Origin of the sequence: Maribacter sp. (assembly GCF_039968975.1) — a bacterium.
Taxonomy (GTDB): domain Bacteria; phylum Bacteroidota; class Bacteroidia; order Flavobacteriales; family Flavobacteriaceae; genus Maribacter.
The window spans coordinates 1-13,571 of sequence record NZ_JBDVOT010000170.1 but is presented as its reverse complement, the minus strand read 5'-3'; the positions used below and the strand labels follow the sequence as shown (position 1 = coordinate 13,571).

General features: G+C 34.3%; 12 protein-coding genes. 4 read left to right on the top strand and 8 right to left on the bottom strand.

Features of this window, described 5'->3' with window-relative positions; all coding sequences use genetic code 11:
• The 3 genes from ABJI11_RS11370 to ABJI11_RS11360 form a co-directional block, all read right to left on the bottom strand.
• Window positions 1–802, bottom strand: an 802-nt coding sequence (locus ABJI11_RS11370) for an amidohydrolase family protein (RefSeq protein ID WP_348352216.1), incomplete at its 3' end; no start/stop codon positions are given.
• A 1-nt stretch (window position 803) separates the two neighbouring features.
• Complete coding sequence (locus ABJI11_RS11365) at window positions 804–1,430, bottom strand: nucleotidyltransferase family protein (protein ID WP_348352214.1); 627 nt, start codon at window positions 1,428–1,430, stop codon at window positions 804–806.
• A 2-nt stretch (window positions 1,431–1,432) separates the two neighbouring features.
• Entirely contained in the window at window positions 1,433–2,437 is a 1,005-nt protein-coding gene (locus ABJI11_RS11360) for an XdhC family protein (RefSeq protein ID WP_348352212.1), read from the bottom strand.
• A 210-nt stretch (window positions 2,438–2,647) separates the two neighbouring features.
• Between ABJI11_RS11360 and ABJI11_RS11355 the strand changes: the two genes are divergently transcribed.
• Together ABJI11_RS11355 and ABJI11_RS11350 are read left to right on the top strand one after the other, a co-directional pair.
• Window positions 2,648–3,739 carry a VWA domain-containing protein gene (locus ABJI11_RS11355; RefSeq protein WP_348352210.1) on the top strand — a complete coding sequence of 364 codons (1,092 nt, stop codon included), beginning with the start codon at window positions 2,648–2,650 and terminating at the stop codon, window positions 3,737–3,739.
• Between the two features lie 204 nt (window positions 3,740–3,943).
• On the top strand, window positions 3,944–4,774 hold the full coding sequence (locus tag ABJI11_RS11350; protein ID WP_348352208.1) for an OmpA family protein: 831 nt from the start codon (window positions 3,944–3,946) through the stop codon (window positions 4,772–4,774).
• 72 nt (window positions 4,775–4,846) lie between these two features.
• Here the strand turns inward: ABJI11_RS11350 and ABJI11_RS11345 are convergent, their stop codons facing one another.
• The 4 genes from ABJI11_RS11345 to ABJI11_RS11330 are packed head-to-tail and all read right to left on the bottom strand — an operon-like array spanning window position 4,847 to window position 8,934.
• Window positions 4,847–6,310 carry a M14 metallopeptidase family protein gene (locus ABJI11_RS11345; RefSeq protein ID WP_348352206.1) on the bottom strand — a complete coding sequence of 488 codons (1,464 nt, stop codon included), beginning with the start codon at window positions 6,308–6,310 and terminating at the stop codon, window positions 4,847–4,849.
• 22 nt (window positions 6,311–6,332) lie between these two features.
• A complete protein-coding gene (locus ABJI11_RS11340; RefSeq protein WP_348352204.1) occupies window positions 6,333–6,995 on the bottom strand; it encodes a peptidoglycan recognition family protein in 663 nt (220 codons plus the stop codon).
• Window positions 6,992–7,417, bottom strand: a complete 426-nt coding sequence (locus ABJI11_RS11335; protein ID WP_348352202.1) for a hypothetical protein — start codon at window positions 7,415–7,417, stop codon at window positions 6,992–6,994. Before ABJI11_RS11335 ends, ABJI11_RS11340 begins: the two co-directional genes overlap by 4 nt.
• Before the next feature lie 5 nt (window positions 7,418–7,422).
• Window positions 7,423–8,934 carry an FG-GAP-like repeat-containing protein gene (locus tag ABJI11_RS11330; protein ID WP_348352200.1) on the bottom strand — a complete coding sequence of 504 codons (1,512 nt, stop codon included), beginning with the start codon at window positions 8,932–8,934 and terminating at the stop codon, window positions 7,423–7,425.
• 107 nt (window positions 8,935–9,041) lie between these two features.
• Here ABJI11_RS11330 and ABJI11_RS11325 point away from each other — a divergent pair, with 107 nt between their 5' ends.
• Both ABJI11_RS11325 and ABJI11_RS11320 read left to right on the top strand, forming a co-directional pair.
• A complete protein-coding gene (locus ABJI11_RS11325; RefSeq protein WP_276492977.1) occupies window positions 9,042–9,446 on the top strand; it encodes a DUF2452 domain-containing protein in 405 nt (134 codons plus the stop codon).
• A 64-nt stretch (window positions 9,447–9,510) separates the two neighbouring features.
• Window positions 9,511–10,845: a serine hydrolase gene (locus tag ABJI11_RS11320; protein ID WP_348352197.1), complete on the top strand. Its 1,335-nt coding sequence runs from the start codon at window positions 9,511–9,513 to the stop codon at window positions 10,843–10,845.
• A gap of 283 nt (window positions 10,846–11,128) precedes the next feature.
• Here ABJI11_RS11320 and ABJI11_RS11315 read toward each other — a convergent pair whose 3' ends face one another.
• Window positions 11,129–13,045, bottom strand: coding sequence for a hypothetical protein (locus ABJI11_RS11315; protein ID WP_348352195.1), 1,917 nt, complete (start codon window positions 13,043–13,045; stop codon window positions 11,129–11,131).
• Window positions 13,046–13,571 lie beyond the last annotated feature (526 nt).

Below are 13,571 nucleotides of genomic sequence, written 5' to 3'. Positions count from 1 at the left end.
ATATACCCACATTCATATTTGGCATAGCATCTAACAATTCACCAAGTTTTTCAAGGTTATTGGCATGCCAGCCCATATGTGCATTTATGAATTTAGTTTTAGGATGTTTTTTAAACACATTATGTTGCTCTTGAATAATCTGCTCAAAAGGAGCAGGATCTGTAGCAGTACGTTTTCTTCTAGGATGCGTTTTTAATTCTAACCAGCGCTCATTGTCCGCATCCATTTCATCCCAAAATGACTTAGGGTCTGCAGCATGTATTAAAACAGGGACACCCATTTCAGCACATTTTGCCCAAATAGCATCTAAACGAGGGTCATCTATTGCTAAACGGTTACCGTCAGAATCTTTATTTCTTAATCCAAGACTTTTAAAAATTTTTAAACCCTTGGCTCCATTCTTAATATCTTTCTCTAATTGTGCTGCAGCTTGTTCTCCCCACTCCATATCTTTTGCACCTTCAAAATCAACATTTGCAAAGACGACGAATCTATTAGGGTAACTTTTATTGATATTATCTATTTTCTCTTTTAGGCTTGCTCCAGATCTACCACTTAGGTTAACCATGATAGCTTCGTTCATGGCATCCATATGAGAAACTAAACCAGTTAAAGCTTCTACGGACATGTCTCTTTGATGACTGTGTACATCAATAAAAGGAAACTTTGCTTTTGTGATTTCTGCTCCAGGTACTACTAAGGTAGATTTGGGATTGTACTCTTCAAACCCCATTTCTTGAGCTGTAATTGTTGAAATAGCCAAGGAAGTAAAAAGCGTTAGGAACGTATATTTTAGTCTCATATTATGGATTAATATCTGTTTTGGTTCTATTGATTAATTTGTCGTATTCTAATTTTGTGTCAATATCGATAATATGATTTGATGCTTCTAAAGAAATTATAGCATTTCCATTTTTATTTAAAAGTTCCTTTGCACCGAAGTCCCCTTCTAATTCAGACAAATTATGAAATTGCAATTTAGGAAACAATGCGGGTACACCTACCTTTTTACCGTAGTTTGTTGCAATAGTTTTTAAAGTATTCTCTTTAAATTCTTTTATCAACATGTTTAGATAGTTGAAGCTCAATAAAGGCTGGTCTGCAAGACAAATCAAAATTCCGTCTATATCTGCATTCTCTTTAAGTACGGCTTTAACTCCATATGCAATACTATTTCCAAGTCCGTTTGCCCAGCCAGGGTTTATAAACACACTAATATCATTTTCGACAAAACGACATTCAGAAGTAATAAACTCAGCATTTGAACCTAATATGATATGTAGAGAGTTGGCTTGACTCTGCTGAACGGTTTTAACCGTTTCTAATAAGAAGTTTGAGTCTTTCCATGGCATTAACTGCTTTATGCTGTTCATACGTCTAGAGGCGCCAGCTGCCATAATGAGTACTGCTATCTGTAGTTCTTTCTCCAATTCTAAATTGTATTCAATTTATCTCTCAACTTTACGGGTTGTGTCTTGCGTATAACGGTCAATATTTCTGCTAAAATTGAAATGGCAATTTCTTGTGGAGTTTCTGCACCAATATTCAATCCTGCAGGACCATGAATATTTTCAATAAAATCTATATCAATATCCATATCGTGTTCCAACAATTCAGAAATTAATTTTTCCCTTCTTTTTATGGGGCCTAGAATACCTAAATAGGTAGGTTTACTGTTTTTTAATCTCATTAAATACTTTAAATCTTTTACATAACTATGTGTCATTAAAAGAACAGCGGTATTGTTATCTATAGTTTCAACAGGAAATTCTTCTGGCTCAAAATCCAATAATGCATCAATTCCATGAAAATCAGAAATAGACTTATTCTCTTTAGGAGTAACGGCAACATTCACCTCCCATCCCATACTTAATCCAAAATGAGCTAACTGAACAGCATCGTGCTCACCTCCTATTAATAAAAGGCGTTGACAAGGTTGCATAGTCTGCAAGAAGTGCAGACTATCTAGTTTTTCTTTAGTACCTGAATTAAATGTATAAGTAGTTGAGTTCAGGTTTATAAAAGTGCCATACCCCTCTAATTCACCATATTCTTTGCTATAAGATGTGCTTAGCTTAAACGATTTCCGATTTTTTATGATTGAATTAAAATCAGCTATAAGTGCTGCTTCTGGTGCAAAGGACTCTATTAATATATAAAGTAAACCTTCACAACCTAGTCTAAACCTACCATCATAGGTCATAAGTTTTGTAGCTCCATTCTCGAAAACGGATTGTGCTTGAAACAAAACTTCTTTCTCAACACAACCGCCACTGACAGCCCCTATCATAACATCATCTTCACGAATAAGCATACGAACCCCAGGTTTACGGTAAGAAGAACCATCTAAATCTACTACCGTAGCAAGAACGCACCTGACATTTGTCAATTTAGCAATGCTGTACTCCTTAATTATCTTTTTGAATTCGTGAGTCATTAACCATGGATTTTACACCTTCTAAAGTACTAAAATTAATACTAACATTCCTAAAGGCTATTTGTCTTAAACCCAAATAAATATGGGTGTTCACACAATTTTGAATCCACCATATCTTCCGCTTTAACAATCTTTAACATTTATTTTTTCATTCCTTATAATTTAAATAAACTTTGACCGTTCTGCTAGTTGAACCCGTAATAATTGAATATGAAGAATTTTTTGAAAACATTCAGTGTGTTTTTTATACTTACCCTAATAGTATCTTGTGGTAATGCAGATGATGATGTAAGTTTTGATCTAAATACAGGTGACGGACTAGGAAAAGGTACCGTAGTTGATGATTGTTTAGGTCTTGAAGAAGGTGAGCTTGTATTATCGATCCAAGAACAATACACAACTTTACCAGGTAAGGTTTCGGTATTTTTTAGAGTATCTGATACCGGCGGAAATCCTGTCCCAGGTCTAACAGCAAATCAGTTTACAATTTACGAGCAAGGTAGAAACGATGATTGTTTTAATACCATTTCTACATCAGAATCATCGGCACGTATATCGCCTAACTCACAAATTTTCTCAAATAACACTTTACTTGTGTTAGACTTAAGTAATAGTGTATTGAGCAGTAGTTTAGAAGAATTAAAATTAGCTTCTACAAGTTTTATTGAAGCCGTTATGCCAGAAACAGCGACAGAATCTGTAAAAATGGCTATTTATTGGTTTGATGGTGAAGATGAATTACATCTACTAAATGAATTGACATCTTCTAGGGTTGAACTTACAGAAGCAGTCGATGGTATTACAGATGATATCAGTAACGACCCATCTACAGATTTATATGGTGCTGTAATAAAGTCTACAGATATTGCATCTGATTTAATCAAGGTGTCAACTGAGGGCGGCAAAATTGGTGCTGCATCTGTAGTGTTGTTTACAGATGGTACAGATCAGGCTTCTCGTTATACAGAAGATGCGGCATTGAAAAAAGTAATTGAAGCAAATGCGAATATATCTTTCTTTAGCATTGGACTTGGAGCAGAAATAGATACTGAGGTATTAACTGCAGTTGGTAAAACGGCAAGTGTATTTGCTACTAATAAAGATGAATTAGAAAATACATTTAGAGATATCTCTGAAAAGGTATCTGAAAGAGCAAATAGTTTTTACTTATTTGAATACTGTAGCCCTAAAAGAGATGGTAGTGGTGAAAACAATTTAGCAATAGAAATTGATACAGGTTCTAGGCAAGGTGCAGTGCAAACCAAATTTAGCGCAAACGGATTTACAGGTGGTTGCGAATAGGTAAATCACCAACAAAATTTGAGAAGAAGCATGAAAATGCTTCTTTTTTTTGCTCTAAATTGAAATGAACAACATATTGATAATCATCTCTTTGCACTAGTTATTTGCAGGCGGAAATGGATTGAGTTAATAATATAAACATCTGTTTTTAGATTTGTGCCGTATATAAAACCGATTAGACTAATATTAATTAAAAAGAACAAAATGAAAAAATTATCCTTAGTTACTATAGTATCGGTAGCACTTTTATCGTCTTGTGTTTCTAAAAAGAAATATGTTGCTTTAGAAGATAACTTATCTCAAACTCAAAGCACTTTACAAAAGACACAAGTTGAGAAAGAAGAGCTACAAGCTCAAATGACAAAAATTGAAGCTCGTGTAGACGAGTACAATTCAAAAATCAACTCATTAAAAGAGATGAACGATAGCCAGTTCACAAGTGTTGATGATGTTGCCGTTATGAGTAACAATACAAAAGCTAAGATGAGAAATACATTGAAAAATGTTGATCCTGCAAAATTAGCTGGTGCACAAACATTACAGGATTCAATGAACTTGGCAGTTTCTTACAAATTGAAGCAATCAATTTCTGAAGAAGGTCAAGATATTGATGTTAGCATTGATAAGACTGTAGTAATGATCAATATTTCTGATGAATTATTGTTCAACACTGCTAGTTATAATGTAAGTAGCAAAGCAAACAAAATTTTACAGAAATTGGCTGACGTAATCAAGTCTGAGCCAAGTATGGAAGTGATGGTTGAAGGTCATACTGATTCTAGAACAATTAACACTCCTATGGTTACTGATAACTGGGATTTAAGTGTAAAACGTGCTACTTCTATTGTACGTAAACTACAGAAAGAATATGATGTAGATCCTTCTCAATTAATTGCTTCAGGTAGAAGTAGTTACTTGCCTTTAGTTGAAAATGATTCTAAAGAACATATGGCAATGAACAGAAGAACAAAGATTATCATTTTACCTAACTTAGATAAGTTCTTTGCACTTTTAGATGCTGAAGATACTTTATAAGAATTAGAGTTCTATATAAAATAAAAAGGGAAGCAAATGCTTCCCTTTTTTTATGCTTTAAATTTAAACCTATTATCTAAAAATCATTCCGTTTGGCACTTGAATGTCAGATTTTTTTAGGTCAACTAAAAACCCGTTAATAACGGCATATTCAGTAACTCCGTCTTTTTCTAAAAAGAAAGTCGGGTTTATTCCTGGCATTAAATTCAATTTAGGAATACTATATTTTGCGCCGATTAAATGAACAGGAAATGGCGAATTAATATTTTTGGCAGGAAACTTGGACAAACGTAAATAACCATAACCTTGTTTTAATAGGTCGTTAAAGTTTAACTTCTCAACTTCACTAAAATTATTTAATGTCTTTGGGTACACCTTTGCTTGCGTTATAGTATAACCAGTAGCATCTAAGGTTTCATACCCATAATAAGTAGATAAATCTCCTTGATCTAAAATTCTACTGCTATACCAAAAAGAGTTATGGTCAGGGTAATCTACTTCAATCTGATTCATACCTAAATCAATAGTATACGTATTACCCAAAAGTTCATAGTTGGCACCAACAATTTTTAAATCGAACAGTTTTCTATCGTTCTCCGGAATTTTCTCATATTCTTCAATGTTGATTGATTCATAAGATTTTTGAGCAATAGTATAAATAGCAGATAAAATAGAAGTGTAATTCAGTTTTCTTATTTCCTGTTTTTCAACATCCTCTGGGTAACCTCCAGATTCTATTAAAATAGTACTTGTTCCCCATTTTTGAATATTATCGCCAAAGGCCCTAGGTTCAAAGTCATCATTATATCTACCCACTTGCCCAGGAGCATACTTCTGCAGAATATCATTCATAAAAACAATGATTTTCATAGCATTGCCACGGGTTTCATTGATATCCTTTTCATAATTATATGCAGGAGCTAAATAGGAAATAGTAGCTGGTTTATCGGTACGTTCGGCATTATAATAAGTACTTTGATCGTGAAGGTTAAATCCGAAATCTGCATTAAGACTATCTCGCACTCTTTTCAGCGTTTGTGATTCAGGAGACTGTAAACGTAAGGCATCCCTATTGATATCAATGCCCAATAGGTTTCTGCGTTGATAAAGCTCAGCCCCATCTGGGTTTAGCATTGGTAAAAAGTGAACTGTTAAGTTAGCTAGAATAGCTTCTTTCTCTTTTTTAAAATCTGCACTGTCAAAGAAATTTAAAATATCAAAAATAGCCTGTGTAGCAGTAGGTTCGTTACCATGCATTTGTGACCATAGAAAGACATTGGTATCGCCGGTACCAATACTGATTAAACTTAAATCTCTACCGCCAATAGATGTACCTACCGTATTTACCTTAAACTTGTCATTAGTAGCAAGTTTGTCAATAAGAGGTTGTATATCTGTTCTTTTAATACGTCGTTTACCAATAGAACTTTCTTTATAGTTCTCATAGGTATCGTATAACTGGGTGGTAATATTATCTGATTGCCCAATTGCAGAAAGTGTGCATAAGCTTAGTATGGAGAGTAGTGTTTTTTTCATTTAAAGTCCTTCTTTTTAAATTCTAATTTGTTTTGGGTAATTCTTTGAAATTTAAGTTTTTGACCGCACTTCTAACATTATTCATGAATTCAGATCCTGGGTCAGTTTTTACGGTACGATAACCTTCATCTTTTTCTAACCAAAGTGGGTGATTTTCAAATAAGGTATACTCATAATGACCTATTAAATAGTCAATATCATATTTATCCTTTAAATACTTTACCAACCAAATGTTAGATTTTAGTTGCTCTTTGGTCAAAGGTAAATCTTCGCTGCCGCCGACATTCTCAACGCCAATGGCACAGTGGTTAAGACCAATGACATGGCGAGCCATCGTAGTTTCTGGTAACAGCTGATAAATGGTACCATCTCTGTCTACCATAAATTGAGAAGATACATTTAAACCGCTAACATTTTTTATATCTGGTCTCCAATTTGGTAAAGTAACAGGGTTGAATGCATCAAAAGATTCTTCAAATGTTGGTATAACCGTCCAATGTAATACTATCATTTTAGGTTCAATTTCTGGAGAATCCTGTTCTAGACCGTATCTGTTTTCAAGATACTCTAAAGTCAATAACTTACGTTCTTCATTAAATGTAATAGGGTACTCCACAATGGTTTTTGTTGAAGAACAAGCAGACAAAATACATCCTAAAATAAGGTAAACTATATGTTGTTTCATTCTTCCTTTATTTCTAGACTATCTTTTTCAACAGCATACGTTATAGTTATTTTTCTTCTTCCCCATTCTTTTGCTTTCTTGACATTTTCGCCCATATAAATATCAATACGGTTACGCCAACGAGAATGCATTTTATCTTTAACTAAATAGACCCCATCAAAGGTATCTATCTTTACCATGGCGTTATAGCTCAACCCTTTTTTTAGCAAATCTCTAGAAACGGCAATCCATTTTTGACCAGGCTTTATAGAATCTCCCCACGCTGTAATAGCCGGGTGTTCATAAGACGTTTGGTACGGAAGTGAGTTGTATGCAGTAGCCGTAACTTCTAAAGGAACCCAATTATACTTATCATCCACAGGTTTATCTGAACAGCTAAAGGCTATCACCAAGAAAACTAAAATGCATGATTTTTGTATCATACCTACTAATGTAGTTTATTTTCTAAAATTAAAAGGTCGGTGTAACTTTCCTTCCATGCTTTGTTAAAATATTTTGGTACAGGAGTAAATGAATAATTCAAGGCACTTAATACCAAATCATCGTCGCCATCATTATCAATATCTGCAGAATCCATTAAAAACCACCTACCCATTTTAGTATCTGCAAAATGTTCTGAAGTAAACCTATAATCGGCACTATTTTCATTCTTTAAATACACAATGTTATAATCTGGGTGTTTTTCATAATCAGGAAAAGTAGCTAACAAAGTAAAGTCTACATCACCATCTTTATCAAAATCGTTGGCAATCACTCTAGTTGCACCGTTTAAAGGATAGAAATAGGTTTCCTTAAAGTTGTTTTTACCATCATTTAAATGAATACGCATGCCATGGTAAGGCTTATGTATAATAGATTTATCGGCATTATCGCCATTTACCGTAATGATATCATCATAACCATCTCCATTATAATCAACTAGTTCAAACCAACTAGAGCCATATACAGGATTAAATCGCAATACTTTGTCTACATCAAAATTCAAGTTCTCTTTTTGATATAATATATAGATAGCCTCATCACCTTGTGCAGCCATAACTATTAAATCTTCTTTTCCGTCTCGGTTCATATCATTTGCTATTACTCGTATAGACCCTGGTAAATTTAATAGTGTTTTATTTTTATAGAATCCGTAAGAATCCTTTTCAAGTAGTGTCAATTTACCTTTCAGATTGCCAAATTCACTAATGATTATCTCTTCATTTCCATTATTGTTTAAATCAATATAAAGTGTATGTACGGGTCTGTGTAGTGAATCTTGTAAAACAGCGGTAGCATTGCCGCTTCTTAAAACCGTTTTTCCTCTTGGTATTTCATTTGGGTCCATAACGCCCATATTGGTAATGAACATACTATCGCCCACAATACGTGCATCTGTTATAGCCCGATTAAAATTACCCAGTACTATATTTTCTTTTGTATTTATATTATAAGCGGATAGTGTTCCTCTCTTATTACCGGTTAGTATTTGATTATTTAGGGTATCTATCTTTAAAAAAGTATATAGATTACCCTTAACACTATCTAGAGTGACTGGCAAGGTTTTAAATTGAGATAACTCAGAATTTTCAATTTTCAACGGATTATTGACAACACTATCAGGTGCCATTTTCACGATATAATCTACGAGAAGCTTCCAGTCTTCTTCCTTAATTATTGGTCTAAATGGATAAATACCTGTTTTTATAATAGCCATCTGCTCATCAAAAGAAAATTTGTAATATGGATGATGTTCTGGTGTAATGATACCTAGCCGTGCACCCATTTCTGGTAGTACATTGTCTTTCCAAATATGTTTTGGTAAATCATTAATGTTCGGTGCCATGTGGCAGCTAGCACAATAGGTTTCATACAACACAACTTCTTTCTGGCGTTCCTTCGTATTACATGATAGAAAAGAGCATAATAGGATAAAAAATATGACAGGTTTAAAATCCATTAGAAATTGATGGTTTTATTGAATTTAGAATTGAATAATGGAAGATACCTATACCTATATAATCTAGCAAGATATAAATGCTTGCTTTTCTTTAAATTTGTAGGGCTATGAAAAAAGAAAAGAAACCAGATAATGTTGTTTTCAACGAAGACACCCAAGAGTATCACGGAAAACTATCACCTTTTGCAACGGGAGTATCTGCTCCAAAAATAACGCCGCCAGACGTTACTTCTTGGAAAAACACTCACATTGTAAGTGCCAATAATCAGTTTAAGGCAGAATATGAAGCCTTACAGGAATCGTATAAAAAACTGATGGACAATTTTGAATATAATAACTTAGTCTACAGTGCAAAGTTTAGTTTTGAACCCATTGTAGGTAAAGAATATCATTTGTACAAAGCTAAAGATGAAAGCACATTCTTATCCTTGATTTTACCGGAAGAATGTAATTTTAATTATTTAGGCAGCTTTAAGTTAGGTCCAGATAAAACATGGGAAAAGGTCGCGTAAAAGAATGATTAAAGTTAGGAATTGGTAGCAATCTCTTAATTAATTTTAAACGAATAAATCACGAATGAAAAAGCTTAAATGGATTCTGGGTATTGCCTTAATTTGCCTAATTGCCGCAGCATATTTTAATTATCCAAAACTAAATTTAATTTCTGGCTATGCATCTAAAAACATGGCTTCAAGTGTTTTTATAGCAGATAGAGACCCTGCGGATATTACATTGAACGATAATAATATGCCGCTGATCAAATTGGCAGATTGTGATGTATTAGAAACTGAGAAATCTGCTACAGCCAAAGTATACGGACTTATGCCAAGAACAGCCGTATATAAAGAGGGACTTGGGGCAGTGCTAACCAACAAAGAGTTTTCTAAGCATAATTTTGATATTGTACCTAACAGATTTATTTCAAAAGATACTTTGCCTTTTCCCTACGGTAATAACGGAGTAATGGATACTGTTTTAGACAATGTAGCTTACGATAAATTAGAAGTTGCTTTTGAAAATGCTTTTAAGGATCCAGAACAAAAAACAAGATCACTTTTAGTAGTACATAAAAACCAAATTATAGGTGAACGCTACATTCGTGGGGTCTCTAAAGACACCAAAATTCTTGGCTGGTCCATGACCAAAAGTATTTTGGCTACGCTATACGGTATTCTAGAATATCAAGATAAAATTGATATGGATTATAAGCCATTTTCTGATGAAATACGGATGAAGAATCAGAAAATGAATATCACACTTAATCATTTTTTACGTATGCAAAGTGGTTTAGAATGGGATGAGAACTATTTCAAAATATCTGATGTTACCCGTATGTTATTCTTAGATTCTGATATGACCTTGGCACAACGAAATAAAAAAGTAATAGCCAAACCTACGGAAATTTGGAATTACTCTTCTGGTACCACAAACTTACTTTCTGGCATACTCAGAGATCAATTTAATACACACCAACAATACTTGGATTTCCCTTATAAAGAACTGATTGATAAAATAGGGATGAATTCTATGCTTTTAGAAACCGATTTAACCGGAAACTACATATTATCATCTTATGGATGGGCAACAACAAGAGATTGGGCAAAATTCGGATTGCTATATTTAAACAAGGGTGACTGGAATGGGGAACGTATTTTTTCTGAATCATGGTCAGACTATGTAGCAAAACCTACAATAAATTCTAATGGAACCTACGGGGCTCATTTTTGGTTGAACGCTGAAAGTAAATATGAAGACATACCAACAGATTTATATTCAGTAAACGGATTTCAAGGACAACGCATCTTCATCATACCATCTAAAGATTTGGTAGTTGTGAGAACCGGATTGAAAGAACAGACAGATGAGCAATTCAATACCTTACTGAAAGCGATTATAGCATCTATTCGATAAAAGGGGCAAAATTTTAACCTTTTCAATACAATACCACATTTTTGAAGTAGTTCACAACAGAAATCTCTTGTCTGGCAACAATATTTTCAGAGAACCCTAAATGATATATACATTTACAGTGTTATTAAAAACGAAATAAAAATTTTTCATTTTCATATAGTGTTCTCGTAAAAGAGTCTGATCTTCAATGATCGGACTCTTTTTAGTTTATCACGTATTTAAAAAAACAGAAACAAAAAATGCCCCATACATATGGGGCATTGATATAGTTACTCAATTTATTTTAATCCTCTAGTTGCATAGTAAAATAGATTTTATACTCAACGCCATTATCCTCTACCACAACATAACCGTCGCGATCATTCACCGTTAAGGCATAATCTTCATTGGATAAAGCCCCTGTTAATACCGTGGTGGGATAAGTGAAATAATTCTCTACAACAACATTTTCATTTTTACCTGTTACGATTCTTTTTATAGTATAATCCCCAATATCTTCATTGAAAGTCAAAAGAATCTGTTTTGCAGAAGTAGCATTGCTATCGCTATATAGCTTTGAGTCAGCAACCTCTAAAGTAGGGTGCTCTGAAGGCAGTTGTGTAATAGTAATGCTGTAACCGATGTATTCTAAGGGATAGATTGTATAGTTACTGGAATAAGCCACTTGATAGGTTCCCGTTGGCATGTATTGGCGAGATGAAAGATCAATGATAAGGTTTCCGTTAGCATCTACTTCTTCACTATAAACATAATAGTAATTACCCATACCATCACTTAGCAACACATTACTTCTTTCCCTTAAAAAGTTTGAGTTGGCAAAACCAATAACAGGACCATTAAACAAATTTTCCCCCAATATTTTAAAAGTTCCATCTTTGCGTACAGAAGCAGTACTTATAGAATTAACTACCGGCTCCTTGGCAAAAACAACCTCTATTGTATTTCCTTCGCTATTGACAAGGTCAAATACTTCATCCCCATCGGCATTTCGTATGACCAATTTAAAATCGTTACCTTCTGCTGGCAATACATCTGGAAGTTCCGGCATCTCAACCCTAACACCTGATGTAATGGATGTATTATACTCATCTTTTTTAATCAATTCATAATAGACCCCATCCTTTAACAGAAAAAATTCATGATCATCCACAGCATCATCTTTTATATACACATACAAATCTAAACCATGCCCTGGCCATATTGCCTTCTCAACAGGTATTAGATTGCCATCGTTATAAGGGGTTACCACCCTTGTGAAATTCGATCTTCCTTTAAGTAACCTAAACCCGTCAGATTCATCGGTATTATCACTTGCTATCGAAACTTCAAGTTCAAATCTGTGATTTATATAGGAATCGGGTAGGGTTGCCGTTATTTCTTTGGTTTCTTCATTAATACTCTTTACCTCGAGGTCAAAGGACTCCAAATCACTGAACAACCGTACCTGGATACTATCGCGATAAGGTGTGAGTTCATTCACCTCGAACGTTATATCGCCTCCTAAAGGCACATCAGCAAATTCACTTGAAACAAAACCATCTATTCTCACTTCTCCAAGTGGCCTATTCTTAGCCAAAACAAGAATCTCATTAGTTGTGCCGTCGGCTCCTGTCACTGTATATTTGACCGGAGAAGAATAATCAGTTATTCCGGCGGGATCCGGCTCTAAAGTAGATCCTTCAGATACCTCGATCTGTGCTTTTAAATCTGTTATATCGGCAAAGGTAAACGTATAATATAACGTATCTATATCTGCCGGATTTTGCCCGTAAAAACCCGTGCTATAACTGCCCGAATTCTCAAATGTTACCAGTGTAATTTCATTATCGGAATCAGATTTGTCCAATACGGCTGTATATTCCTTTTGAGATTCGTCTTCAGCTGTTACCGTATATTTAACCGGACCGGTAAAATCTACCGTTTCTTCCGAAGCGGGATCTATATCCGCCATTTCGGAATAGGTGATTAGCGGTGCCAAAGCAGTTAAATCCGTGGTAGAAGGAAAAGTATAAAAGACACTGTCGTTCCTGATTATGGCCGTGTAATCTTCATCGTCAATACTTACCTTAAATGAAATAATCTCTTTGGCATCACTCAAAATCTCCTCTTCCGGAGTTTCAGGAGAATCATCAGATTCATTTTTAGAACATCCTAAAAAAGACAAGATCAATAAAAAAAGTGCAATAGGTTTTTTAAGCATAATTTGATTATTTATTGAGTTGGTTTAACGACGAAAATATAATTTCATTGCCTTTAAAAACATAAACACGGGTATTCACATCATGTTTTAATCTCTACACATCATTTCTTTTTAACACAGGAAGGGGTGGCTACTTAAACTATGGAATAAAAACGAAATAAAAATTTTTCATTTTCATATAGAGTTCTCGTAAAAGAGTCTGATCTTCAATAATCGGGCTCTTTTTAGTTTAGGGTGTTTTCAGTAGGAAGTAACGGTGGACAGATGAAAAAGTATTAAGTAAAAAGTACTGCTTGATTAGGAAACGCTTCGCTTTCCAACAAACTCTTTTAGCCTTTAGCCTAAAAAAGTTCATTTTTTCTTTAGAAAAAATGAACTTTTTTTAATCATGCCAAAAGCCAAAAGCCAAAAGCCAAAAGCCAAAAGCCAAAAGCCAAAAGCCAAAAGCCAAAAGCCAAAAGCCAAAAGCCAAAAGCCAAAAGCCAAAAGCCAAAAGCCAAAAGCCAAAAGCCAAAAGCCAAAAGCC

Bases quoted from the DNA above. Each gene is read 5' to 3' on its own strand.
- ABJI11_RS11355 (WP_348352210.1), top strand. From the start codon at position 2,648: ATGAAGAATTTTTTGAAAACATTCAGTGTGTTTTTTATACTTACCCTA.
- ABJI11_RS11315 (WP_348352195.1), bottom strand. From the start codon at position 13,045: ATGCTTAAAAAACCTATTGCACTTTTTTTATTGATCTTGTCTTTTTTA.
- ABJI11_RS11320 (WP_348352197.1), top strand. From the start codon at position 9,511: ATGAAAAAGCTTAAATGGATTCTGGGTATTGCCTTAATTTGCCTAATT.
- ABJI11_RS11345 (WP_348352206.1), bottom strand. From the start codon at position 6,310: ATGAAAAAAACACTACTCTCCATACTAAGCTTATGCACACTTTCTGCA.
- ABJI11_RS11360 (WP_348352212.1), bottom strand. From the start codon at position 2,437: ATGACTCACGAATTCAAAAAGATAATTAAGGAGTACAGCATTGCTAAA.
- ABJI11_RS11330 (WP_348352200.1), bottom strand. From the start codon at position 8,934: ATGGATTTTAAACCTGTCATATTTTTTATCCTATTATGCTCTTTTCTA.
- ABJI11_RS11325 (WP_276492977.1), top strand. From the start codon at position 9,042: ATGAAAAAAGAAAAGAAACCAGATAATGTTGTTTTCAACGAAGACACC.
- ABJI11_RS11350 (WP_348352208.1), top strand. From the start codon at position 3,944: ATGAAAAAATTATCCTTAGTTACTATAGTATCGGTAGCACTTTTATCG.
- ABJI11_RS11340 (WP_348352204.1), bottom strand. From the start codon at position 6,995: ATGAAACAACATATAGTTTACCTTATTTTAGGATGTATTTTGTCTGCT.
- ABJI11_RS11335 (WP_348352202.1), bottom strand. From the start codon at position 7,417: ATGATACAAAAATCATGCATTTTAGTTTTCTTGGTGATAGCCTTTAGC.